The following is a 22,277-nucleotide window of genomic DNA, read 5'->3' on the forward strand; positions in this document are numbered from 1 at the left end:
CAGCACCAGCGACGTCCCGATCGCGTCCGTACCGTGCAGATCGTCGTCCTCGACGTGGATCGCCTTGTCCGCACCCATCGACAACGCCTTGCGCAACGCGTCCTTGGCATCCTCAGGACCCACCGTCAACACGGTGATCTCCACGTCATCGTCCGAGTTCTCGGAGATCTGCAACGCCTGCTCGACCGCATACTCGTCCAGCTCCGACAGCAGACCGTCCACATCATCACGGTCAACGGTCAGATCATCGGCGAAGTGCCGGTCGCCCGTGGCATCCGGCACGTACTTCACGGTGACAACGATCCTCAAGCTCACGCCGGCTCTCCTACTGCAATCGTCTTTTACTGGGCGGCTGTGCTGCTGCGTCGAAAAACGCCTTGTACCAGGCAGCATAGGCGCCTGAAGCGGACTCTTCCGGTCGGGGCGGCCCGCACTCCGAACGAAATATTACTCGTCAGTACATCCAGAATATGCCCGCTAAGCAAGCGCTTTGAACTGTGACGTTGCCAACGCTCCGTAATCGCCCGGAACGGGGAACTCTCAGTCGCGCAGCGCGTTGAAGCGCCCCTGGTGGTATAGGAGCGGGCGGCCCGCACCCGGCAGGTCCCCGCAGACCGCCTCGGCGAGCACGATCCGGTGGTCACCGGCGGGTACCCGGGCGATCACCTTGCACACCATCCAGGCCAGTACGCCGTCCAGGACCGGAACCCCCTCGGGGCCCTCGGACCAGCGCGTGGGCTCGCCGAAGCGGTCGGCGCCACTGCGCGCGAACGTCGCGGCGAGGTCCGCCTGGCCCTCGGCGAGTATGTGCACGCCGACATGGTCCGCCTCCGCGACGGTGGGCCAGCTGGAGGCGCCCACGCCGATGCCGAAGGAGATCACGGGCGGCTGGGCGGAGACCGAGGTGAGGGAGGTGGCGGTGAAGCCGACGGGGGCGGCGCCCGCTGCCGTGATCACCGCGACACCCGCGGCATGCCGACGGAAAACGGAACGGAGGAGATCGGGGTTGGCGGGGAGAGCGGTGCGCAGATCAGGTGTGACCGTCATGGAACTGTCCTTCTGCGGGAGGGCGCGAGCGGGGTCCGAGGGTGCGTCAGACACGACAACGGGCGCTCGAACAGCGCGCGAGATCGACGTGGACCCGCTGGTGGAGAAGGAGTTCCGGCGGCATAAGGTCACACTGACGATACGTGGTGCGCGCAGTCAAGTGCGGTCCGTCATCTGGGAGATGCGTCACCCCGCCACCCCCGCGGGTGAGGGCGTCACAGGGCTTCGCCGAGCGCGGCGATCACGTCGGCCTTGCGCGGCTGCCCCGCCGCCCGGCGCACTTCACGGCCCTGTGCGTCGAGGACCAGGACGGTCGGTGTCCTGACCACTCCCACGGCGCGTACGAGGTCGAGTCTCGCCTCGGCGTCGATCTCGACGTGCGCGACCCCGGGGACGAGTGCGGCGACTTCGCCGAGCACGCGCCGGGTGGCCCGACAGGGCGCGCAGAAGGCGCTGGAGAACTGGACGAGCGTCGCCCGCTCCCCCACCTCCGCGCCCAACTGCCCGGCACCGAGCGTCACTTCACCCACGGTCACTCCTGTCCTCCTTTGTCCGTCGTCTCCGGTACAGCGCTCAAACGTCTCTGCGCATTCCGGCCAACGTGACCAGGATCTCGCGTGGCGCCGGAACCAGGACTGGCCACCCAGCCGTTCTTGGGGCACGATCTGCGCAAGCCGCAATACCTACGGCTCCGTAACTTAACGCCGGGAACCGTCCCACCCATCACGTTCCCCAGGCACTTCAGAAGGGTCCTCCCCCTCCATGGCAGAGCTCGTCTACCGTCCGGTCATCGGCGCCGCGAAAACGATGTTCAAGGCGCTCGACCTGAAGATCGACTGCAAGGGCTCGGAGAACATTCCGCGCTCGGGCGGTGCCGTCCTGGTCAGCAATCACATCAGCTACCTGGACTTCATCTTCGACGGCCTCGCCGCGCTGCCGCAGAAGCGTCTGGTCCGGTTCATGGCCAAGGAGTCGGTGTTCCGGCACAAGATCTCCGGTCCGCTGATGCGCAGCATGAAGCACATCCCGGTGGACCGTTCGCAGGGTGAGCACGCCTACCAGCACGCGCTGCAGTCGCTGCGCGCGGGCGAGGTCGTCGGTGTGTTCCCCGAGGCGACGATCTCGGAGTCGTTCACGCTGAAGAGCTTCAAGACGGGTGCCGTGCGGCTGGCCCAGGAGGCCGGGGTGCCGCTGATCCCGATGGCTCTGTGGGGCACGCAGCGGGTCTGGACGAAGGGGCGCCCGCGCAACTTCAAGCGGCAGCACATCCCGATCACGATCCGGGTCGGCGAGGCCGTGGAGGCTCCGTCCGACCAGTACGCGGGTGCCATCACGCGCCGGCTGCGCAGCCGGGTGCAGGAGCTGCTCGAAGCGGCGCAGCGCGCCTATCCCGTACGCCCCAAGGGCCCGAACGACACGTGGTGGATGCCGGCCCACCTCGGTGGCACGGCTCCGACCCCCGAAGAGGTCAAGGCCGCCGAGGCCGGCTGAGTCGCACGGCGGGGGCCGAACTTCTCCGGGAATCGGACCGGTTCGGCCCTCGCCGCCTCACAGGGCGAGCGAATCGGGCAGGTTCTCCCAGAGGTGTGGACGGTCCGGGGCTCCGCGCAGCACGTCGAGCACCGCGGGATGCGGCGCGTCGAAGAGCGCCGGATAGTCCACCTCGCCCTCTCTCGGATCGGGCACCCAGGCCAGCCGCTCCCCCTCCAGCGAGAAGCGGGCGTCGACGCCCGGCTTGTTGCCGCGGCAGTCCTGCCGGTGCCATGCGCCGTGGAACCGTACGGCGACGAGTCCGTGTACGCACCAGCCCGTTCCGGCATCGTGCGTCAGGCGCTGGTAGCAGAGCCCCGTGGGGATGTCCTCCGCGCGCAGCAGCGCCGTCAGGGCGTGGGCCTTGGCGTGGCAGATGCCGGTGCCCTTCTCCAGCACGTCGGAGGCCCGCCAGGTGACGCGCGGGTCGCCGCTGTCTGCGGAGTGCGGGATCACGTCGCGGACGTACTCGTAGGCGGCGCGGGCGTATGCATATGAATCGACGGACTCTTCGGCGAGTCGCGCGGCCGTCTCCCGGACGAGCGGATGGTGATGGTCGATGACGTCGTCCGCCGCCAGATAGGCCGAGAGATCAGGGTTCTGCTGGATCAGCTGCATGGCACGCGAGCATAGGTTTGCGGCCGACCGCCAGTCAATGACTTTACGGTCGACCGCATACCTATGCAGATTCTGCGGCTCTAGCGAGCCATCTCCTCCTTGAGGGCCGCGACGAACCCGTCGACGTCCTCCTCGCGGGTGTCGAAGGCACACATCCAGCGGACGTCGCCGGCCGTCTCGTCCCAGAAGTAGAAGCGGTACTGCTTCATCAGGCGCCGGGAGACGTCGTGCGGGAGGCGGGCGAACACGCCGTTGGCCTGCACCGGGTAGAGGATCTCCACGCCGTCGACCGCCCGGACGCCCTCGGCGAGGCGCTGGGCCATCTCGTTGGCGTGCCGGGCGTTGCGCAGCCACAGGTCCTTGGCGAACAGGGCCTCCAACTGCACGGACACGAAACGCATCTTGGAGGCGAGCTGCATGGACAGCTTGCGCAGGTGTTTCATGTGCCGCACGGCGTCCTGGTTGAGGACGACGACGGCCTCGCCGAAGATCGCGCCGTTCTTCGTCCCGCCGAGGGAGAGGATGTCGACGCCGACCGTGTTCGTGAACGTCCGCAGGGGGACGTCGAGGGACGCGGCCGCGTTGGCTATCCGGGAGCCGTCGAGGTGCACCGTCATGCCGTGCTGGTGGGCGTGGTCGCAGATGGCGCGGATCTCGTCGGGCGTGTACAGCGTGCCCAGTTCGGTGGACTGGGTGATCGAGACGACCTGCGGCATCGCGCGGTGCTCGTCGTCCCAGCCGTACGCCTGCCGGTCGATGAGGTCGGGCGTGAGCTTGCCGTCCGGGGTCGGGACGGTGAGCAGCTTCAGGCCGCCCATGCGCTCGGGGGCACCGCCCTCGTCGACGTTGATGTGCGCGGACTCGGCGCAGATCACCGCGCCCCACCGGTCGGTGACCGCCTGGAGCGCGACGACGTTGGCCCCCGTGCCGTTGAAGACCGGGAAGGCCTCGGCGGTCGGGCCGAAGTGGCTGCGGATGATCTGCTGGAGATGGGCCGTGTAGTCGTCCTCGCCGTACGCGACCTGGTGCCCGCCGTTGGCGAGGGCGAGGGCCGCGAGCACCTCGGGGTGGGTGCCCGCGTAGTTGTCGCTGGCGAAGCCCCTGACGGTGGGGTCGTGATGCCTGCGGGCGTCGGTCTTCGGAGGGTTCACGGCTTCTCGGTCAGCCACAGGCGGGTCCCGTTCACTTCGGCGGCGGGCCGGTCCCAGACGCCGGTGATGGCCTCGGCCAGCTCCTTGACGTCCGTGAAGCCCGCGAACTTCGCGTTGGGGCGCTCCGCGCGCATCGCGTCGTGCACCAGCGCCTTCACCACCAGGATCGCAGCCGCCTGCTGCGGCCCGGCGTCGCCCCCGGCCTTGCGGAACGCGTCGCCGAGAGCGAGCGTCCAGGCCTCGGCGGCGGCCTTGGAGGCGGAGTACGCGGCGTTCCCCGCGGTCGGCTTCGACGCTCCGGCCGCGCTGATCAGCAGGAAGCGGCCGCGGTCGGACCGGCCGAGCGGACCCTCGAAGGCGAGCGAGGTGTGCTGCACCGTACGGATCAGGAGCTTTTCGAGCAGGTCCCAGTCGGCGAGGTCGGTCTCGGCGAAGGACGCGCTGCCGCGCCAGCCGCCGACGAGGTGGACGACGCCGTCGACCCGGCCGAAGTCCTTCTCGATCCGGTCCGCCCAGTCGCGGGTGGCCCGGAGGTCGAGGAGGTCCACGGTGTCGCCGACGACGGTGGCGCCGCCGTGCGCGTAGCGCGCCTCGTCGACGGCCTCGGCCAGGCGCTCGGCGTCCGCGTCGGCGCCGATGACCGTGGCACCGGCCTCGGCGAGCCGCTTGAGCGCGGCGCGGCCCGCGGGCCCGGCCGCCCCGGCGACCGCGATCACGGCACCGTCCAGCGGTTCCCTGCCCGCGACCTCGGTGGTCTGCGTGGTGTCCGTCATGGCGGTCGCCTCCTGCGGTACGGGGTTGCTCACGCGGCCACCCGCTCGGCGCCCGCCGCCGTGATCCCCTTGGTGGAGGCGATCACGTTCTTCAGCTTCTTGGAAAGCGCCTCATAGAACATGCTCAGCGGAAACTCGTCCGGAAGCACGTCGTCGACCAGTTTGCGCGGCGGGAGCGAGGTGTCCAGGGCGTCGGGACCCTTGGCCCAGCGCGATCCCGGGTGCGGGGCGAGATACGTCGACACCAGGTCGTACGCCGCGAACCAGTGCACGAGTTTCGGACGGTCGATGCCGTCGCGGTACAGCTGCTCGATCTCGCCGCACAGCTGGTTCGTCACCTCGGGGGCGCGCTGCCAGTCGATCTGCAGCTTGTTGTCCGTCCAGCGGACGACGTCGTGCTTGTGCAGGTACGCGAAGAGGAGCTGGCCGCCCAGACCGTCGTAGTTGCGGACGCGCTCACCGGTGACCGGGAAGCGGAACATCCGGTCGAAGAGGACCGCGTACTGCACGTCGCGCCCCTGCGGGACGCCGTCGGCCTCCAGCTTCACCGCCTCCTTGAAGGCCGTGAGGTCGCAGCGCAGCTCTTCGAGCCCGTACATCCAGAACGGCTGCCGCTGCTTGATCATGAACGGGTCGAAAGGCAGGTCGCCATGGCTGTGCGTGCGGTCGTGGACCATGTCCCACAGCACGAAGGCCTGCTGGCAGCGGTCCTGGTCACCGACCATCTCCTGGATGTCGGCGGGCAGTTCGAGGCCCAGGATGCCGACGGCCGCGTCCGTGACCCGGCGGAAGCGGGCCGCCTCGCGGTCGCAGAAGATGCCGCCCCAGGAGAACCGCTCCGGCGCCTCGCGCACGGCGATGGTCTCGGGAAAGAGCACCGCCGAGTTCGTGTCGTAGCCGGAGGTGAAGTCCTCGAAGGTGATGCCGCAGAAGAGCGGGTTGTCGTAGCGGGTCGCCTCCAGCTCGGCGAGCCAGTCCGGCCACACCATCTTCAGGACGACGGCCTCCAGGTTCCGGTCCGGGTTGCCGTTCTGCGTGTACATCGGGAAGACCACCAGGTGCTGGAGGCCGTCCCGGCGCTGCGCGGCCGGCTGGAAGGCGAGCAGGGAGTCCAGGAAGTCGGGGACCGCGAAACCGCCGTCGGCCCAGCGCCGCAGGTCGCCCACGAGCGCGTCCAGGTACGCGGCGTCGTGCGGCAGCAGCGGGGCGAGCCGCTCGACCGCGGTCACGACCCGGTCCACAGCGTCCTTGGCGTCACCCGCCGACGGGGCGCCCTCGGCGTCGAGATCGATCGACCCGTCCTTCTCCTGCCAGGTCCTGATCTCCTCGACGGCGTCCTTGAGCACGGGCCAGGCCGGGTGCTCCACCACCCTGTCACCCATCCCCTGGACCGCAGGAACACTTTCCTCCACGGCCTTCTGCACAAGAATTTCCGTCATGTCTCATCCTCCACGGGAGAACCTCGCGTATGGACACCGTATGCATGCAAGGTTCTCCGCCACAAGAGGAGTCTCGGGAAATTATCCTGCGCTACCCCCTGCATCACCGTCGTTTTTCCTGTCCCGACCGCTTGAAACGATGACCTCGACCACATCTGCCAACGCACGGCGGGCGTCGTCGAGCAGTTCGGGGAATCCGAAGAAGCCGTGGAACATCCCCGGGAAGCGGCTCTCGGTGACGGGAACCCCGGCGTCCCGCAGGGCGCGCGCGTACGCCTGCCCCTCGTCGCACAGGGGGTCGCATCCCGCGGTGACGATGTGCGCGGGCGGGAGTCCCGTGAGGTCCTCGGCGAGGAGCGGCGAGACGCGGGGCTGAGCCGGATCGCCGTCGGGGCCGAGGTACTGCTCGCGGAACCAGGCGCAGGCGGCGGCCGTGAGGAAGTAGCCGTCGGCGTTGTCCTCGAACGAGCCGGTCTTCTGGCGGGCGTCGGTCGCCGGGTAGACGAGGAGCTGCCGGGCGATCGCGGGCCCGCCCTCGTCGCGGGCGATCTGGGCCACGACCGCGGCGAGGTTCCCGCCCGCGCTGTCCCCGGCGACACTCAGCGCCCGCGCGTCGGCGCCGAGTTCGCCCGCGTGGGCGGCGACCCAGCACACGGCGGCGTACGCGTCCTCGACCGCGGCGGGGAAACGGTGCTCGGGGGCGAGCCGGTAGTCCACGGACACCACGACGGCGCCGGCGTCGCGGCACAGGGCGCGGGCGGTGGAGTCGTGGCTGTCGAGGTCGCAGATGACCCAGCCGCCACCGTGGAAGAACACGACGACCGGCAGCGGCCCCGCGCCGTCTTCCGGCCGGTAGATCCGCACGGGGACCGGCGGTCCGCCGGGGGCGCCCGGTATCTCCCGGTCCTCGACCGCGCCGACGGCCGGCCCGGGGAAGGGCGACGCGGGGGCCTCCGCGAGGATCCTGCGGGCTTCGGTGGCGTCGGTGACGGTGCCGCCGAGGTCGGGGAAGGCGGCGGTCATCGCGTCCACGAGGGGGCGGGCCTCCGGTGCGAGGCGGTCCGTCGTGGTCATGGCGGCTCCTTGAGGGGTTGGTTGTCGACTGACGGCGGGTGGGTGGCTGGTCGCGCAGTTCCCCGCGCCCCTACTCCTCCCCCCGAAAATGCGGAATCACCGTCTCGCCCCATTGCCGCAACGTCTCCAGACACGCCGCTTGCGGCACCGTCCCCATCTGGATCAGGCACATGATCTCGTCGGCACCGGCGTCCCGGAGACGCTCGACGTAGGCGATGGCGTCCGCCGCCGTGCCGTAGGCATGGTCGGCGTTGAAGGTGGCGGTGGCGCTCGGCCGGACCGGGATGTGCTGTTCGTTGAGGCGGGCCACGACCTGCTCGGCGGCCCTGCGCATCTCGGCGGCCTCGTCGGCTCCTTCGACGACGGCCTCGTCGGGGATCCCTGCACCGCCGTACCAGTGCCCGATGGACTGGGCGAAGAAACGCTGACCGCGCACGCCGATGGCGCGGGCGGCCTCCCGGTCGTCGAGCACGATCGTGGGGCACAGCACCGAGAAGTGGTCGTTGACCACGGAGGAGACGAGGCGCTCGGAGGTGCGCCCCGCCGTCGCCGCGTCGTAGACCCGGCGCATCTCCGCGATCGACTCCGGCCCGGCGAACCCCATCACCAGTGCGCCCACGCCGAGTTCGGCCGCCTGGCGCAGGGTCTCGGTGCGGCTGCAGGCCAGGAAGAGCGGCGGATGCGGGGTCTGGGCGGGGCGCGGCAGAATCGGGTGCGGGTCGATGTCGAGGAGCGGACCGTGGTGCTCCAGCTCGTCCTTCTCCCAGGCCTTGCCGATGATGCGCAGCGCCTCCTCGACCTCCTGGGCCGTGCGCTCCTTGTCGACGCCGCACAGGGACGTCTCCTGCTGCGTGCCGCCCCGCCCGGCGCCGAGATCGAGCCGCCCGCCCGACAGCAGGTCGAGCGTGGCGGCGCGTTCGGCGACGCGAGCGGGGTGGTTGAACCGGAACGGCATGCAGACGACGCCGTGTCCCACGCGGATGCGGGAGGTGCGGGCCGCGACCCACGTCAGGAAGATCTCCGGCGCGGACATGTGGGCGTACCACTTGAGGGAGTGGTGCTCCACGGCCCAGATCCGGTCGAAACCCATCTCCTCGGCGAGGACGGCCTGTTCGACACAGTCGTGGAAGAGCCGGTGCTCACGGTCGACGGTGGGATCGGCGAGCTGCGCCTCGAAGATGACGGAGAACTTCACTGTTCCTCCCGGGAGTTGGGACAGAGGGGTGGGGCATCGCCTCCATATGACTATTAGGTATATGACGGAGTGTCAGAAATGGGAAGGGGTGGGTACCGGCCTCCCGGCGCCTCAGCCGGCGGCGAGCAGGTCCAGCGTGTCGACGACCCGGTTCGAGAAGCCCCACTCGTTGTCGTACCAGGCGACGACCTTGACGTGGCGGCCGTCGACGCGCGTCAGGGCCGCGTCGAAGATCGAGGACGCCGGATTGCCGACGATGTCGGCCGAGACCAGCTCGTCCTCGGAGTACTCCAGGACGCCGGCGAGGGGGCCGTCCGCCGCGGCGCGGTAGGCGGCGAGGACCTCGTCGCGGGTCACGTCGCGGGCGACCGTCGTGTTGAGCTCCACGATCGAGCCGACCGGGACGGGCACGCGGATCGAGTCGCCGGAGAGCTTGCCGTCGAGGCTGGGCAGGACCAGGCCGATCGCCTTCGCGGCGCCGGTCGTGGTCGGCACGATGTTGACGGCGGCGGCGCGGGCCCTGCGGGCGTCGCGGTGCGGGCCGTCCTGGAGGTTCTGCTCCTGGGTGTAGGCGTGCACGGTCGTCATGAAGCCGTGCTCGATGCCCGCGAGCTCGTCGAGGACGGCGGCGAGCGGTGCCAGCGCGTTCGTCGTGCAGGAGGCGTTCGAGACGATCGTGTGCAGGGCCGGGTCGTACCCGTCGCTGTTCACGCCGTACGCCAGCGTGATGTCGGCGCCGTCCGACGGGGCGGAGACGAGGACCTTCTTCGCGCCCGCGTCGAGGTGGGCGCGGGCGGCCTTGGCCGAGGTGAACCGGCCGGTGGACTCCAGGACGATGTCGATGTCGAGCTCGGCCCAGGGCAACTGGGCGGGCTCCCGCTCGGCCAGCACCTTGATGCGGCGGCCGTCGACGACGAGCGTGTCCCCGTCGGTGGTCACCGGGCGGCCGAGGCGGCCCGCCGTCGAGTCGTAGGCGAGGAGGCGGGCGAGGGCGGTGGGCTCGGTGAGGTCGTTGACGGCGACGACCTCCAGGGCGGAGTCGCGCTCCAGGAGTGCGCGCAGGACGTTGCGTCCGATGCGGCCGAATCCGTTGATGGCGATGCGGGTCATGTGCGGGTCTCCCGTCGGTCCGACGGAGCCGGTGCGTGCGGGACGACCGGCCCGTCCGGGGTGGAGTGCTGCCGCGGGCCGCCCGGCGGGGGCCGTGGTCCGTGCAGCGGGAACGACTCCAGACTCGCTCGCCGCGGGCCCGGTCGACAGCGGCGGGAACGCCACGGTTCGCAAGGATCCCGCCAGCACCCACGGGCCGGGACTATTCGCCTCGGGCGAAGGTCCGCCGGTACTCGCTCGGCGTGGTGCCGAGGATCCGCTGGAAGTGCAGGCGCAGGTTGGCGCCGGTGCCGAGGCCGACGTCGGCGGCGATCTGCTCGACGGCCAGCTGAGAGCGTTCGAGGAGTTCGCGTGCCAGGTCGATCCGGGCCCGCATCACCCACTGCATCGGCGTGTACCCGGTGTCCTCGACGAAGCGCCGGGAGAACGTGCGCTCCGACACCGCCGCGTGCCGGGCGAGGATCTGCAGCGTGAGCGGGTCGCCGAGCCTGCTCAGGGCCCATTCACGGGTGGCGGCGAACCGTTCGCCGAGCGGCTCGGGGACGCTGCGCGGCACGTACTGGGCCTGGCCTCCGCTGCGGTAGGGGGCGGCGACCAGGCGCCGGGCCGCGTGATTGGCCGCGGCCACGCCGAGGTCGGCGCGCAGGATGTGCAGACACAGGTCGATGCCGGACGCGGCGCCCGCCGAGGTCAGCACGGTGCCCTCGTCGACGAAGAGGACGTTCTCGTCGACCCGGACGTGCGGATACTGCTCGGCCAGCGCCTGTGTGTAGTGCCAGTGGGTCGTGGCCCGCCGCCCGTCGAGCAGGCCCGTCGCGGCGAGCGCGAAGGCGCCCGTGGAGATGGCGGCGAGCCGGGCGCCCCGCGCGTGGGCGGCGAGCAGCGCGTCGACGACCGCGGCCGGCGGCGCCTCACGGTCCGGGAAGCGGTACCCGGGCACGAACACGATGTCTGCCCACTCCAGCGCCTCGAGGCCGTGGGCGACGGCGTACGACAGCCCGTCGCCCCCGGTGACGAGGCCGGGCGCCGGCCCGCACACCCGGACCTCGTACGGCATGCTCGCGCGGGTCGTGAACACCTGGGCGGGGATCCCCACGTCCATGGGTTTCGCCCCTTCGAGGACGAGGACGGCGACGCGGTGCGGGCGGGCTGAGACGGACACGCGCACGAGGTTACGGGGCGCACCGGGCGGGACCGGCCGCGCCGCACCTTAGGCTGGCCGCGCTGTCCCCCCGTTCCCCCCGGACCTGGAGTTCGCCGTGTTCGACGCCGTGCCCGCCTACCCGTACAGCGACCAGCCGCGGGAGGCGCACCCGCTGCTCGCGCCCGTGCTCGGCCTGCTCGGCACCTGGCGCGGTCGGGGCCGTGGCGGCTATCCGACGCTGGACGGCGACTTCTCCTATGCGCAGGAGGTCACGTTCAGCCATGACGGGCGCCCCTTCCTGCACTACGAGGCCCGCGCCTGGCTGATCGGCGCGGACGACGCTCCGGTGCGGCCCGCCGCCCGCGAGAGCGGCTGGTGGCGGCTGCAGCCCGACGGCCGGGTGGAGGCCCTGATCACGCAGCCGACCGGCATCGCGGAGATCGCGGTCGGCACGGCGGACGGCACGACGGTCGCACTGGCCACCGAGGACGTGGCGCTGACGCCGACCGCGAAGAAGGTCGAGGCGACCACTCGCCGGTACACCCTCACCGAACCCGGCACGCTCGACTTCGTGCACGAACTCGCCGCCGTGGGGCAGCCGTTGCAGCATCACCTGACGGCCCGGCTGCACCGCGCGACGGCGTAGCGTCCGGCCTCTTGCGCCGGTGTCCCCCGCGAACTTCAATGCGGACGCATGCCGACACCACGACTCCCGCAGACCGCCTGGGCCGTGCTCGGCCTGCTCTCCTTCCCGGGCGAGCGGACCGGGTACGAGCTGAAGAAGTGGGCGGACTCCTCCCTGCGGTTCTTCTACGGAGCGCCGGCGTTCAGCCAGATCTACGCGGAGCTGCGCCGGCTCGAGGACCTCGGCTACGTCACCTCACGGCGCTCGGGGCCCGAGGAACCGCGCGCGAAGCGGGCGTACACGATCACCGAGGCGGGGCGGGCGGCGCTGGCCTCGTGGGCCGCGGGCACGCACGATCCCGGCGCGGTGTCGCTCAAGCACCCGGTGCTGCTGCGGGTCTGGCTGGGGCACCTCGCCGAGCCGGAGCGGCTGCGCGCGCTGGTCGCGGAGCACGTGACGCGCGCCGAGGGCGAGCTGAGGGACGTACGGGACGCCCTCGCGAAGGCGGACGGGGTGGACGCGTGGGCGCATCCGCAGATCGCGCTGCGCTGGAGCGAGCGCCGGCTCGTGGCCGAAGTCGATCTGGCGCGGGGCATGCTGGCGGATCTGGTGGCGCTCGGGCCGCGTCAACCCGGATCCGACTCGCCCACCGACGGGTGACCTCGCCGGGTGCCGTCCGGGCGGGGCGGTAGGACGGTCGGCGTCCCCGTCCCGCACCGTCAGGCACTCCAGGAGCGCACCCGTCGTGAGCATCCGAGCCGTACTCGTCGCCGCCGTCGTCACCGGACTGCTCCTGGGGATCGTGGGGTCCCGGCAGGACGATTCCGGTCACCTGCGTCGCTCCGGTCCGGTCGCGGAGTCCGGTCGTTAGGCTGCGGTTACCTGGGTACGTAAGCGCGTGACAGCAGAGTCGCCGTCGACGGAAGCGAGACCGCCTTGAACTTCCTCACCATCGGGCATCGCGGAGCCATGGGTGTCGAACCCGAGAACACCCTGCGATCCTTCGTCGCCGCCGAACGGGCGGGGCTCGATCTCATCGAGCTGGATCTGCACCTGAGCAAGGACGGCGCGCTCGTCGTCATGCACGACGCCGACGTGGACCGCACGACGGACGGCAGCGGCCCGATCGCCGAGCAGACCCTCGCGGAGCTGCGCACGCTCGACGCGGGGCGCGGGGAGCGGATCCCGGTCTTCGAAGAGGTCCTGGACGCGGTGAGCGCACCGCTCCAGGCGGAGATCAAGACCGTCACGGCGGCCCGGGCGCTCGCCGAGGTGATGCTGCGCCGCGATCTGGTGCACCGGGTCGAGGTGATCTCGTTCCACGACGAGGCGGTCGCGGAGATCGCGCGGCTCGTGCCTGGGGTGCGCACGGCCCTCGTCGCGAGCCGCTACGGGACCGACGTGGTCCAGCGGGCCGTGGCCGTCGGCGCCACCACGCTCGTCCTGAACATCCGCCGCCTCACCCAGGAGATCGTCGAGCACGCCCGCAAGGCCGACCTGCGGATCATCGGCTGGGTCGTGAACACCCAGGACGACCTGCGGCTCGTACGGGCGCTCGGCCTCGACGGGGCGACCACCGACTATCCGGAGATCAAGCGGACGGGCCGGTTCACCGCATAGTCCCGGCGGGTCTCAGACCAGCGGCTTGACCAGCAGCTCGAACCGGAGGTCGGGGCGCTGGGGGATGCCGAAGCGCTCGTCGCCGTACGGGAAGGGGGTCGTCTCTCCCGTACGGCGGTAGCCGCGGCGCTCGTACCAGGCGATGAGCTCGTCGCGTACGGAGATCACCGTCATGTGCATCTCGCGCACGCCCCAGGTCTCGCGCGCCCGGCGCTCGGCCTCCGCGATGATCTGCTTGCCGAGGCCCGCGCCCTGGAGGGCGGGGCTGACGGCGAACATGCCGAAGTAGGCGGCGGTGTCCCGGTGCTCCAGCTGGCAGCAGGCGACGATCTCGCCGCCGCGCTCGACGGTCAGCAGGCGGCTGTCGGGGTCCTTGATGACGGTCAGCACGCCCTCCGGGTCGGTCCGCTGCCCCTGGAGGATGTCCGCCTCCGTGGTCCAGCCGGCCCGGCTGGCGTCGCCGCGGTAGGCCGACTCGATGAGCGCCACCAGCGCGTCGGCGTCCTCGGCAACGGCATCACGGTAGGTCAGGGCGGCGGTCATGGAGGACTCTCCGATCTCGTACGGGTGCGGGCCTGTCGGCGCCGTCGAGGTTAACCCGGCCGCACTACTGTGCGTCGGCATGGTTCATGTGCTGAGCAGCAGAGTCCTCATCCGGCCCGTCGATCCCGAGGGGTCGCGGCGGTTCTACGGCGATGCCCTGGGGCTCGCCGTGTACCGCGAGTTCGGCACCGGTCCGGAGCGGGGCACGGTGTACTTCCTCGGCGGCGGCTTCCTGGAGGTGGCGGGGCGGGCCGCTCAGCAGCCGGTGCCGCACCTGCGGTTGTGGCTCCAGGTGGCGGACGTGGCCGCCGCGCACGAGGAGCTGGTGGCGGCCGGGGTGGAGGTGCTGCGGGAGCCGGTCCAGGAGCCGTGGGGGCTCGTCGAGATGTGGATCGCGGATCCGGACGGACACCGCATCGTGCTCGTGGAGGTGCCGCGGGACCATCCGATCCGGTACCGGCCGGGGATCTAGGGCGGCACACACCCCGGGAGGCCCGGGGGATCATGCGGCGCCCACCGAATGGCGTAGCCCGATCCCCCGTCGTCCGGAATGTGGACATCCGAAGGCGGCGCTGACGTGCGGCGATCCGGTTCAGGCCGGAGGATGGCGCTGATCCGGGGATTCGGCGGCGCCGATCCGGATAGACGCAAGACCGGCACGGCCCTCGCAGTCCAGCCCAGGAGAAATCCGAGATGACCGCTCCCCGGAACACGAACGCTTCCCGTCCCTCGAATGTGCCGCGGATCCTGATCGTCGGCGGCGGATTCGCCGGGATGGAGTGCGCGCACAAACTGGAGAAGGAGCTGAAGCCCGGCGAGGCCGTGCTGAAACTCATCAGTCCGATGGACCACCAGCTCTATCTGCCGCTGCTGCCGCACGTCGCGTCCGGAGTGCTGACCCCGCAGTCGGTGGCCGTACCGCTGCGCCGGATGCTGCGGCGCACCGCGATCCTGCCGGGCGGCGCGGTCGGCGTCGACCCGAAGGCGAAGGCCGTCGTCGTACGGAAGATCAACGGCGAGGAGATCGTCGAGCGCTACGACCATCTCGTCCTGACGCCGGGCAGTGTGACCCGCCAGTTCGACATCCCGGGCGTCGACGAGCACGCGGTCGGCGTGAAGACCCTCGCGGAAGCCGCCTGGATCCGCGACCACGTGATCTCGCAGCTGGACCTGGCCGCCGCCAGTTCGGACCCGGCCGAGCGGGAGGCGCGCCTGCAGTTCGTCGTCGTGGGCGGCGGCTACGCGGGCACGGAGACGGCCGCGTACCTCCAGCGGCTGACGACGTCCGCCGTGAAGCGGTATCCGGGGCTCGACCCCAAGGACATCAAGTGGCACCTGGTCGACGTGGCCCCGAAGCTCATGCCGGAGCTGGGCGACCGGCTCGGTGACAAGGCCATGGCGATCCTGCAGCGGCGCGGTCTGCACGTCTCGCTCGGGGTGTCCGTCGCCAAGGCCACCGAGTCCACGGTGACGCTGACGGACGGCCGGGAGCTGCCCTGCCACACGCTGATCTGGACGGCGGGTGTCGCCCCCAGCCCGCTGGTCGCCACGCTGGGCGCGGAGACGAACCGCGGCCGCCTCGTGGTCACGCCCCGGCTGACCGTGCCGGGCATGGACGGGGTCTTCGCCCTCGGCGACGCCGCGGCCGTGCCCGACCTCGCCAAGGGCGGCGACGCGATCTGCCCGCCGACCGCGCAGCACGCGATGCGGCAGGGCTGGGCGGCGGCCCGCAATGTGCTCGCCGCCGTGCGCGGCACCCCGCTGACGCCCTACCGGCACAAGGACCTCGGACTCGTGGTCGACCTCGGCGGCATCCAGGCCGTGTCGAAGCCGATGGGGGTGCAGCTGACCGGGCTGCCCGCCCAGGTCGTCGCGCGCGGCTACCACTTGGGCGCGCTGCGGACGCTGACGGCCCGGTTCCGTACGGCGGCGAACTGGGGTCTGAACGCGGTCGCGGGCGACGACTTCGTGCGCACCGGGTTCCAGCGGCACCGGCCGGCCACGCTCAAGGACTTCGAGATGACGGACGCGTATCTGTCGCCGGAGGAGATCCACGCGGCGGTCAGCGCGCAGGTCGCGGGGCGGGCGATGACGCCGCAGCGGCCGGACCTGCCGATCGCGCAGCTTCCCGAGTAGCCCGGACGGGCCTCGGTCCCGCAGGGGCACCGAGGCCCCCGGCCCGCCTCGTCAGACCCGGCCGCCGCCCAGGCGGCCTTCGAGCTGGATCAGCAACTCGCTCAGCAGCGCGGCGAGTTCGCCCTCGTGGCCGCCCGCGAGCCCCGCGAGCACCGACGCCTCGTACCCGAGCTGCTGCGGCAGCACCTCGTCGACCAGGGCCCGCCCCTCCACCGTCAGGCTCAGCTGCGAGACCCGGCGGTCGCGCGTGTCGCCGCGCCGTGCGACGAGGCCCCGCTCCTGGAGCAGCTTCAGCCGCTTGGTGACCGCGGCGCCGGACGCGAACGTCTCCCGGGCCAGATCGCCGGGGGTCAGCTCACGTCCGGTGCGCCGCAGCGTGCCGAGCAGATCGAACTCGGGACGGGTCAGTCCCGCGTGCCGCAGCGGCGCGTCCTCGGCCTGCTGGAGCAGCGCGGCGCACCGGTTGATCCGCCCGATGATCTCCATCGGGCCCGTGTCGACATCGGGACGCACGGTCTGCCACTGCCGTACGACCGACGACACGGTGTCGGCCACCGCGTGCGGTTCCCTGTCCGCGCCCTGCTCCGTGCTCATACCTGCCCGACCGGCCCTTTCACCTGTGCCGACGGCCGCGTCGCCGTCGCTGCTCCCAGTGTCGCCGATCCGTGCCGCGCGGGTGTTTCACCCGCAAAACACCGCGTGTGCTCCCCTGCGCCGCCTTACGCCCCCGCTCACCGGGGCATCTCCTCGACAGCCGCGCGAAACGCGGGGCCTGTACGGGAGAGGGCAAGGGGGACCCGGGGTGCACGGATCGCTGTCGGCCGCCTGGCTGCTCGTCGCGCTGTGCGCGGCGACCGGCGTGTACTGCCTGCTGCGGCTGCGCAGCGCCGTGGAGGAGCAGCGCCGCACGGCGGGCGGCGAGGCGCTGATGGGCTTCGGCATGGCGCTGATGGCGGTGCCCGCCGCGGTCCTCACGCCACCGCGCTGGGCGTGGCTGCTGTACGCGGTCGTGTTCGGCGGCGCGGCCCTGCGGGCGCTGTGGGCCTCCCGTACGGCGCCGGGGCATCACCTGCACCACCTCGTGGGGACGTTCGCGATGGCGTACATGGCGCTGGCGATGGCGGTCCGCCCGGCGGCGCACGCCCATCACGGCGGTGCGGGCGCTCCCCTGCTGACCGGTCTGCTCCTCGTCTATTTCACGGCGTACGTCCTGTGGACGGGCGCCCGGGTGGCCCCGCTCGCCGCGGCCTCGCAGGGCGCCTCCCCCGGGGGCGCCGTGTGGGCCGGCTGGGGCGACCGTCCCGAACTGGCGCGGGCCTGCCGGCTGTCCATGGGGATCGGGATGCTGGCGATGCTGCTGGCGATGTGACGCCCCCGGGCTCCCCGAGCCGGGCGTGCGGCCGAACGAAACCGTGGCGTACGTCACTTGAAGCCTCAGGCCGTATCGGGGGTCGCGTGCGGCTCATAGGGTGACGGGTATGACGGTCCCCGTAGCGCTGTTGCTGCTCGGCGCCCTCGCCGCTGTCGTCGCCCCCCGTCTGCTCGGGCGCGCCGACTGGCCCGAGCGGGAGCCGATCGTCGCGCTGTGGGTGTGGCAGTGCGTGGTGGCCGGTGTCCTGCTGTGCTGCGCGCTGTCCATGACGCTGAGTGCGGCCGCCGCCTGGAAGGCCGTGCGCGGGCATGTGTTCGCACCCGCGCCGCACTCGGTCGTGGCCGCCTACGCTCCCGGCGGCGACGGCCCGTGGGCGGGCGCCGTCGCCGTGACGCTGGCGCTCGGCGGCGCCTGGACGGCGGCGATGCTGGTCCGTGAGGTGCACCGGGCGCGGACCCGGCGGGCCCGGCGCCGTGCGGAGCTGCAGGTGCGCGCGCCGCTGCTGCCCGGCGAGGAGCCCGGCGCGGACCGTCTCGTGGTGCTGGAGGGCGAGCGGCCCGACGCGTGGTGGCTGCCCGGTCAGTCGCCCCAACTGGTCATCACCACGGCCGCGTTGCGCCGCTTGAAGGGGCGTCAGCTGGATGCGGTGCTGGCGCACGAGATGGGCCACGCGCAGTGGCGGCACGACTGGCTGCTGCACTGTTCCGGTGCGCTGGCCTCGGGCTTTCCGCAGGTGCCGGTGTTCGCGGCGTTCCGTGACGAGATGCACCGGCTGGTCGAGCTGGCCGCGGACGATGTCGCCTCGCGCCGTTTCGGCCGCCTGACCATCGCGCTCGCCCTGGTGGAACTCAACGAGGACCGTGGGGTGTTCTCGGGCCCCTGCCCGACCCCGCAGGCGCACGTGCCGCAGCGGGTGCACCGGCTGCTCGCGCCGCCGTCCCGGCTCACCCCGGCCCGCCGTCTGAGGCTGACGGCGGCAGCGGCGCTCGTCCCGCTCGTCCCCCTTCTGGTGACGTTCGTGCCCGGGCTGCGGGCGCTGGGCTAGACCGCGCCGGATCGGGCCGCGCCGAGCTGGATCGGGTCCGGCCCCATGAGCGAGGATCGGCGCATGCACCCGGCACCGCCCGCCTCCCCGTCCGAAGCCCCGCCTCCGGCCCGCGGCCGGCCCACCGCTCCCCTGTCGCCGCTGTTCCTCACACTGCTGCCCTTCGCCCTGCTTCTGACGCTGGTGGCGGCCCGCTGGACCCCGCTGATGGATCTGGACGCGGACGTCTCCCGCTCGCTGCACCGCAAGGCCGTCGACGAGCCGGACGTCACGCGAGCCAACCGCATCCTGTCGGACTGGGTGTGGGACCCGTGGACGATGCGCGCCCTGATCGCCGTGGTCATCGTCGTGCTGGTGTGGCGGCTGCGGGACGCGGTGCTGGCCGGCTGGATCGCGGCGACGTGCCTGCTCGGCACGCTGGTGCAGCAGGCGCTCAAGGCACTGGTCGACCGGCCGCGGCCGGTGTGGCCCGATCCGGTGGACTCCGCGCACTACGCGGCGTTCCCCTCGGGGCATGCGATGACGGCCACGGTCGTGTGCGGTCTGCTGCTGTGGCTGCTGCGTCGCCGCGGTGCGGGGCGCGCCCTGTGGTGGGCGGCTCTCGCCGTGTCGGTCGTCTCGGTGCTCGGTGTCGGGCTGACCCGGCTGTGGCTCGGGGTGCACTGGCCGTCCGACGTGGCCGGCGGCTGGCTGCTCGGTGCGTTCACGGTCCTGCTGTCCACGGTCGCGTACGAGCGGTGGAGAGCCGCGGGCAGCCGCTCTTGACCCGTGCGTTCCGCCCCACGGAGCATCGGGCGCATGACGATCAAAGCCGTGCTCTTCGACTTCTCCGGAACGCTCTTCAGGATCGAGTCCACCGGCTCGTGGCTGCGTGCCGCACTCGACGCGACCGGACTGACCCTGCCCGACGGCGAGTTCGACCGTGCCGTCGCCGGTCTCGACGAGGTCGGCGCGCTGCCGGGCGGCAGCACCCACCACGTCGACGTCCCCGCTCACCTGGCCGAGCTCATGGCGGTCCGCGACGTGGACGCTGACCGCCATCGCGCCGCGTACACGGGCCTCGCCCGCGAGGTGCCGCTGCCCGACGAGCGGCTCTACGACGCCCTGTACGAACGCCACATGGCTCCGGCGGCCTGGTGCCCCTATCCCGACGCGCACGAGGTGCTCGCCGCGCTGCGCGGCCGCGGGGTCCCGGTGGGCGTGGTCAGCAACATCGGCTGGGACCTGCGGCCGGTCTTCGTCGAGCACGGCCTGGACCCGTACGTCGGCACCTACGTCATGTCGTACCGGCACGGCGTCCAGAAGCCGGACCCCCGGCTGTTCGCGGCCGCGTGCGAGGCCCTCGGGGTGGCTCCGGCGGACACCCTGATGGTCGGTGACGACCGGCGTTCGGACGCGGGCGCGGCGAAGCTCGGCTGCGCGGTGCACTTCGTGGACCACCTGCCGACGACCCAACGGCCGGACGGGCTGCGGCCGTTGCTCGACCTGCTGTGACGGCGGCCTGCCCGCCGGAACTCCCCCGCACCCTTGTAAAGATATCTTTAGAAAGATACCTTTATATGCATGGTAGAGCCCGGCACGCCCCATCACACCGTCCATCTGGAAGACCCCCGAGCCCTGCGCGCCTACGCCCATCCCACCCGGATGAAGCTGGTCGGGCTGCTGCGCGTCGAGGGGCCCTTCACCGCCACCCGCGCCGCGGAGTTGACCGGCGAGTCCGTCGCCAGCTGCTCGTACCACCTGCGCATGCTCGCCAAGTACGGCCTGGTGGAGGAGGCGGAGAGCGGCGGCGGCCGGGACAAGCCCTGGCGGGCCACGGCCCATTACACGGACTGGCAGGGCGTCGACAGCGAAGCCGCCGACGCGCTCAGCGCCACCATGGCGCAGCGCTACTTCGAGTCGATGACGCAGGCACTGCTGACCCGCAGGCAGCTGCCCACCGCATGGCGCGAGGCAGAACAGTTCGGCGACGACGTCGTGTACGTGACGGCGGACGAACTCGCCGAGCTGGCAGGTCGGTTCAGAGAACTGGTGGCCGCCTACGACGACCGGCTCGGCGATCCCGACAGGCGTCCGGAGGGCGCGGAGCCGGTGACCGTGCTGCGCGTCGCGTACCGCAACCGCCGTGAGGAGGCGACCTCATGACCCATCCGGAGATCCACCGCTACGTCCATGCCGCACGCTCCGCCGAACTGCGCGCCGCGGCCCGCGCGCACCGGCTGCGCCGGGCGGCAGCCGCGGACCGTACGGACAGCGGGGCCGCCCCGCTGCGCCATCGGGTCGGCTGGCTGCTGATCGAGACCGGGCTGCGCTTCCTGCGCCCGCCGGCCCTGCCGCGTCCGGCGGGACGCTGAGGACCCGCCCGCCACCGGAGTGAATCCGCCGTCGGCGGCGGGCGGGCGTCTAGTCGGCCTGCTTCTCGCCGGAGCGGTGCGGCCAGGAGGTGCGGGTGTACGCGTGGAGGTGGTCGCTGTCGTGACCGGCGGCGAGGGTGCAGCGCAGGGTGTCCCCCGGTTTGCGGACGAAGCAGAGGACCGGGATGACCGACCAGCCCTCCTTGTTCTGGGATTCCATCGACGTGCTCATGCCTGTCTTACGACCTCGCGGGGCGTGCCGGATGCACCGTTCACTCCCCTGATCACCTTGCGGGAGGTGGCTGCGGCAGGGGCACATGCGTGCGGATCCCGGGGCTGGGCAGGAGACCGTCATGAAGTTTCCGGTCGCCCTGTTCGCCGTCGACAGTGCGGCGGACCGGTGCGTGAAGTCGCGGAAGGATCACTGACCATCCACCCTGGACTTATGCCCACCGCCCCGATAGTCGTCCATCCGCCGCTCGGCACCGGCGGCCGGCGCGTCACCGCGCACGGGCAGATTCTCGGCCTCGCCCACAGTGACAGCGACGTCCTGGAGTTCCTGCGCCGCGCCGGTCTCGACCATGCAGAGGCACTGCTGGACGACCCCGCATGGGTGAAGTGGCGCGGCGGGCGGGCGCACCACTACGAAGCGGCCTGAAACGTCCGGGGCCCCGCCGTCGTGGACGGCGGGGCCCCGGACGTCAGTCCGTGCGGGAGGTCATGACTGCGGCGGCTGCCCGTCCTGGCCCCGGTCGCCGCCCAGCTGCTCCTTGAGCTTCTCCTGGGCCGTGTCGACCTGGCTGCTGTACTTCCCCTGAGTCTTGCTGTCGACGAAGTCGCCGGCCTTGTCGACACCCTTGCCGGCTTGGTCCTCGTGCCCCTTGAGCATCTGCTTGAGCTTGTCCATCACGGACATGTCGGCCTCCTAGCTTCGAGCCCTACGTCCAGGATGCGGTCGCGCCGCCCTTGCCGCATCCTGGCTGCGCCACGAGAGTGAGGACGTCACCGGCCGGGCGGCCGTGCGCCTGCGATACGTTGGCGCCATGGAGTCGCTCCCACCCTCCTCGCAGAGATCACCGCAGCCGATGGATGACCTCGTGCGGTGGCTCGGGGCCCAGCTCGACGCGGACACGCGCCAGGCGAGCAGCCTGCACGCGCTGGAGTGCGACATCCACGCCTATCTCCAGGGTGACCTGGAGTCGGTGAAGGCGGCCATGGCGATGTTCCATGAGGCACCGGGCGCGGTCTGCGACTGCGGGATCCCGGCCCGGGTGCTGCGCGAGACCGACGCCAAGCGCCGCATCCTCGCCCGCGTCGGCACCGCCCTCACGGAAGCCGACTCCCCCGACCACCTCCTGAGCCGCCCGGCGCGCATGGCGCTGCTGGTGGCGGACCCGATCACGAGGGACCTGGCCGCCGCGTACGCGGACCGCCCCGGCTATCGCGAGGAGTGGCGCCCGTGACGCCCCGGGCGGTCTTCCTGCCCACCGGACCGCTCCGA

30 protein-coding genes are annotated in these 22,277 nt (G+C 71.7%); 15 read left to right on the plus strand and 15 right to left on the minus strand.

Annotated features, from left to right (window positions below):
• The 3 genes from ABT127_RS11435 to ABT127_RS11445 form a co-directional block, all read right to left on the minus strand.
• A partial coding sequence (locus ABT127_RS11435; RefSeq protein ID WP_502971684.1) for an electron transfer flavoprotein subunit beta/FixA family protein occupies positions 1-315 on the minus strand: 315 nt, incomplete at its 3' end.
• 225 nt (positions 316-540) lie between these two features.
• The gene (locus ABT127_RS11440) at positions 541-1,047 is read right to left on the minus strand and encodes a flavin reductase family protein (RefSeq protein WP_351447273.1); all 507 of its coding nucleotides are present in this window, start codon (positions 1,045-1,047) and stop codon (positions 541-543) included.
• A gap of 215 nt (positions 1,048-1,262) precedes the next feature.
• Positions 1,263-1,583, minus strand: a complete 321-nt coding sequence (locus ABT127_RS11445; RefSeq protein ID WP_351447275.1) for a TlpA family protein disulfide reductase — start codon at positions 1,581-1,583, stop codon at positions 1,263-1,265.
• Positions 1,584-1,809: 226 nt separating this feature from the next.
• Between ABT127_RS11445 and ABT127_RS11450 the strand changes: the two genes are divergently transcribed.
• Entirely contained in the window at positions 1,810-2,538 is a 729-nt protein-coding gene (locus ABT127_RS11450) for a lysophospholipid acyltransferase family protein (protein ID WP_351447278.1), read from the plus strand.
• A 57-nt stretch (positions 2,539-2,595) separates the two neighbouring features.
• Here ABT127_RS11450 and ABT127_RS11455 read toward each other — a convergent pair whose 3' ends face one another.
• The 8 genes from ABT127_RS11455 to ABT127_RS11490 all read right to left on the minus strand — a co-directional run bounded on the left by ABT127_RS11455 (position 2,596) and on the right by ABT127_RS11490 (position 11,099).
• A complete protein-coding gene (locus ABT127_RS11455; protein WP_351447280.1) occupies positions 2,596-3,195 on the minus strand; it encodes a transglutaminase-like domain-containing protein in 600 nt (199 codons plus the stop codon).
• An 80-nt stretch (positions 3,196-3,275) separates the two neighbouring features.
• Positions 3,276-4,346, minus strand: coding sequence for a threonine aldolase family protein (locus ABT127_RS11460; protein WP_351447283.1), 1,071 nt, complete (start codon positions 4,344-4,346; stop codon positions 3,276-3,278).
• Positions 4,343-5,119 (minus strand): SDR family NAD(P)-dependent oxidoreductase, encoded by a 777-nt coding sequence (locus tag ABT127_RS11465; protein WP_351448207.1) that lies wholly within the window; start codon positions 5,117-5,119, stop codon positions 4,343-4,345. Before ABT127_RS11465 ends, ABT127_RS11460 begins: the two co-directional genes overlap by 4 nt.
• A 29-nt stretch (positions 5,120-5,148) precedes the next feature.
• Positions 5,149-6,558: a DUF6421 family protein gene (locus ABT127_RS11470; protein WP_351447286.1), complete on the minus strand. Its 1,410-nt coding sequence runs from the start codon at positions 6,556-6,558 to the stop codon at positions 5,149-5,151.
• An 81-nt stretch (positions 6,559-6,639) separates the two neighbouring features.
• Positions 6,640-7,632 carry a LipP1 family hormone-sensitive lipase gene (gene lipP1, locus ABT127_RS11475; RefSeq protein WP_351447288.1) on the minus strand — a complete coding sequence of 331 codons (993 nt, stop codon included), beginning with the start codon at positions 7,630-7,632 and terminating at the stop codon, positions 6,640-6,642.
• A 70-nt stretch (positions 7,633-7,702) separates the two neighbouring features.
• A complete protein-coding gene (locus ABT127_RS11480; RefSeq protein ID WP_351447291.1) occupies positions 7,703-8,827 on the minus strand; it encodes an LLM class flavin-dependent oxidoreductase in 1,125 nt (374 codons plus the stop codon).
• 111 nt (positions 8,828-8,938) lie between these two features.
• Positions 8,939-9,937: a type I glyceraldehyde-3-phosphate dehydrogenase gene (gap, locus tag ABT127_RS11485; RefSeq protein WP_351447294.1), complete on the minus strand. Its 999-nt coding sequence runs from the start codon at positions 9,935-9,937 to the stop codon at positions 8,939-8,941.
• Positions 9,938-10,139: 202 nt separating this feature from the next.
• Complete coding sequence (locus tag ABT127_RS11490; protein WP_351447297.1) at positions 10,140-11,099, minus strand: GlxA family transcriptional regulator; 960 nt, start codon at positions 11,097-11,099, stop codon at positions 10,140-10,142.
• A 97-nt stretch (positions 11,100-11,196) separates the two neighbouring features.
• On the opposite strand from ABT127_RS11490, the gene ABT127_RS11495 reads away from it, so the two are divergent.
• The 4 genes from ABT127_RS11495 to ABT127_RS11510 all read left to right on the plus strand — a co-directional run bounded on the left by ABT127_RS11495 (position 11,197) and on the right by ABT127_RS11510 (position 13,326).
• A complete protein-coding gene (locus ABT127_RS11495; RefSeq protein ID WP_351447299.1) occupies positions 11,197-11,727 on the plus strand; it encodes a nitrobindin family protein in 531 nt (176 codons plus the stop codon).
• A gap of 48 nt (positions 11,728-11,775) precedes the next feature.
• On the plus strand, positions 11,776-12,366 hold the full coding sequence (locus tag ABT127_RS11500) for a PadR family transcriptional regulator (protein ID WP_351447302.1): 591 nt from the start codon (positions 11,776-11,778) through the stop codon (positions 12,364-12,366).
• A gap of 85 nt (positions 12,367-12,451) precedes the next feature.
• Positions 12,452-12,577, plus strand: a complete 126-nt coding sequence (locus tag ABT127_RS11505) for a hypothetical protein (protein WP_351447304.1) — start codon at positions 12,452-12,454, stop codon at positions 12,575-12,577.
• Between the two features lie 65 nt (positions 12,578-12,642).
• A complete protein-coding gene (locus tag ABT127_RS11510; protein ID WP_351447307.1) occupies positions 12,643-13,326 on the plus strand; it encodes a glycerophosphodiester phosphodiesterase in 684 nt (227 codons plus the stop codon).
• Between the two features lie 12 nt (positions 13,327-13,338).
• On the opposite strand, the gene ABT127_RS11515 is transcribed toward ABT127_RS11510, so the two are convergent.
• Entirely contained in the window at positions 13,339-13,869 is a 531-nt protein-coding gene (locus tag ABT127_RS11515) for a GNAT family N-acetyltransferase (RefSeq protein ID WP_351447310.1), read from the minus strand.
• Positions 13,870-13,948: 79 nt separating this feature from the next.
• Here ABT127_RS11515 and ABT127_RS11520 point away from each other — a divergent pair, with 79 nt between their 5' ends.
• Together ABT127_RS11520 and ABT127_RS11525 are read left to right on the plus strand one after the other, a co-directional pair.
• Positions 13,949-14,341 carry a VOC family protein gene (locus ABT127_RS11520; RefSeq protein WP_351447313.1) on the plus strand — a complete coding sequence of 131 codons (393 nt, stop codon included), beginning with the start codon at positions 13,949-13,951 and terminating at the stop codon, positions 14,339-14,341.
• A 221-nt stretch (positions 14,342-14,562) separates the two neighbouring features.
• Positions 14,563-16,005: an NAD(P)/FAD-dependent oxidoreductase gene (locus ABT127_RS11525; protein ID WP_351447316.1), complete on the plus strand. Its 1,443-nt coding sequence runs from the start codon at positions 14,563-14,565 to the stop codon at positions 16,003-16,005.
• Between the two features lie 51 nt (positions 16,006-16,056).
• Here the strand turns inward: ABT127_RS11525 and ABT127_RS11530 are convergent, their stop codons facing one another.
• Positions 16,057-16,599 (minus strand): MarR family winged helix-turn-helix transcriptional regulator, encoded by a 543-nt coding sequence (locus ABT127_RS11530; RefSeq protein WP_351447319.1) that lies wholly within the window; start codon positions 16,597-16,599, stop codon positions 16,057-16,059.
• A gap of 208 nt (positions 16,600-16,807) precedes the next feature.
• Between ABT127_RS11530 and ABT127_RS11535 the strand changes: the two genes are divergently transcribed.
• The 6 genes from ABT127_RS11535 (at position 16,808) to ABT127_RS11560 (ending at position 20,776) form a co-directional block, all read left to right on the plus strand.
• Positions 16,808-17,374, plus strand: coding sequence for a DUF5134 domain-containing protein (locus ABT127_RS11535; RefSeq protein ID WP_351447321.1), 567 nt, complete (start codon positions 16,808-16,810; stop codon positions 17,372-17,374).
• 109 nt (positions 17,375-17,483) lie between these two features.
• Positions 17,484-18,422: a M56 family metallopeptidase gene (locus ABT127_RS11540; RefSeq protein ID WP_351447323.1), complete on the plus strand. Its 939-nt coding sequence runs from the start codon at positions 17,484-17,486 to the stop codon at positions 18,420-18,422.
• A 63-nt stretch (positions 18,423-18,485) separates the two neighbouring features.
• A complete protein-coding gene (locus ABT127_RS11545) occupies positions 18,486-19,187 on the plus strand; it encodes a phosphatase PAP2 family protein (RefSeq protein WP_351447325.1) in 702 nt (233 codons plus the stop codon).
• Between the two features lie 33 nt (positions 19,188-19,220).
• Positions 19,221-19,916: an HAD family hydrolase gene (locus tag ABT127_RS11550; RefSeq protein WP_351447326.1), complete on the plus strand. Its 696-nt coding sequence runs from the start codon at positions 19,221-19,223 to the stop codon at positions 19,914-19,916.
• 69 nt (positions 19,917-19,985) lie between these two features.
• Positions 19,986-20,567, plus strand: coding sequence for a helix-turn-helix domain-containing protein (locus ABT127_RS11555; protein WP_351447328.1), 582 nt, complete (start codon positions 19,986-19,988; stop codon positions 20,565-20,567).
• Positions 20,564-20,776, plus strand: coding sequence for a hypothetical protein (locus ABT127_RS11560; RefSeq protein ID WP_351447330.1), 213 nt, complete (start codon positions 20,564-20,566; stop codon positions 20,774-20,776). The genes ABT127_RS11555 and ABT127_RS11560 overlap by 4 nt, the downstream gene beginning before the upstream one ends.
• A 49-nt stretch (positions 20,777-20,825) precedes the next feature.
• On the opposite strand, the gene ABT127_RS11565 is transcribed toward ABT127_RS11560, so the two are convergent.
• Positions 20,826-21,008: a hypothetical protein gene (locus tag ABT127_RS11565; protein ID WP_351447332.1), complete on the minus strand. Its 183-nt coding sequence runs from the start codon at positions 21,006-21,008 to the stop codon at positions 20,826-20,828.
• Positions 21,009-21,221: 213 nt separating this feature from the next.
• Here ABT127_RS11565 and ABT127_RS11570 point away from each other — a divergent pair, with 213 nt between their 5' ends.
• Complete coding sequence (locus ABT127_RS11570; protein ID WP_351447335.1) at positions 21,222-21,434, plus strand: hypothetical protein; 213 nt, start codon at positions 21,222-21,224, stop codon at positions 21,432-21,434.
• Between the two features lie 60 nt (positions 21,435-21,494).
• On the opposite strand, the gene ABT127_RS11575 is transcribed toward ABT127_RS11570, so the two are convergent.
• Positions 21,495-21,692 carry an antitoxin gene (locus ABT127_RS11575; protein WP_351447338.1) on the minus strand — a complete coding sequence of 66 codons (198 nt, stop codon included), beginning with the start codon at positions 21,690-21,692 and terminating at the stop codon, positions 21,495-21,497.
• Positions 21,693-21,819: 127 nt separating this feature from the next.
• On the opposite strand from ABT127_RS11575, the gene ABT127_RS11580 reads away from it, so the two are divergent.
• Positions 21,820-22,239, plus strand: coding sequence for a DUF6221 family protein (locus ABT127_RS11580; protein WP_351447340.1), 420 nt, complete (start codon positions 21,820-21,822; stop codon positions 22,237-22,239).
• Positions 22,240-22,277 lie beyond the last annotated feature (38 nt).

It is taken from the genome of Streptomyces sp. NPDC001904, from assembly GCF_040297005.1.
Classification (GTDB): domain Bacteria; phylum Actinomycetota; class Actinomycetes; order Streptomycetales; family Streptomycetaceae; genus Streptomyces.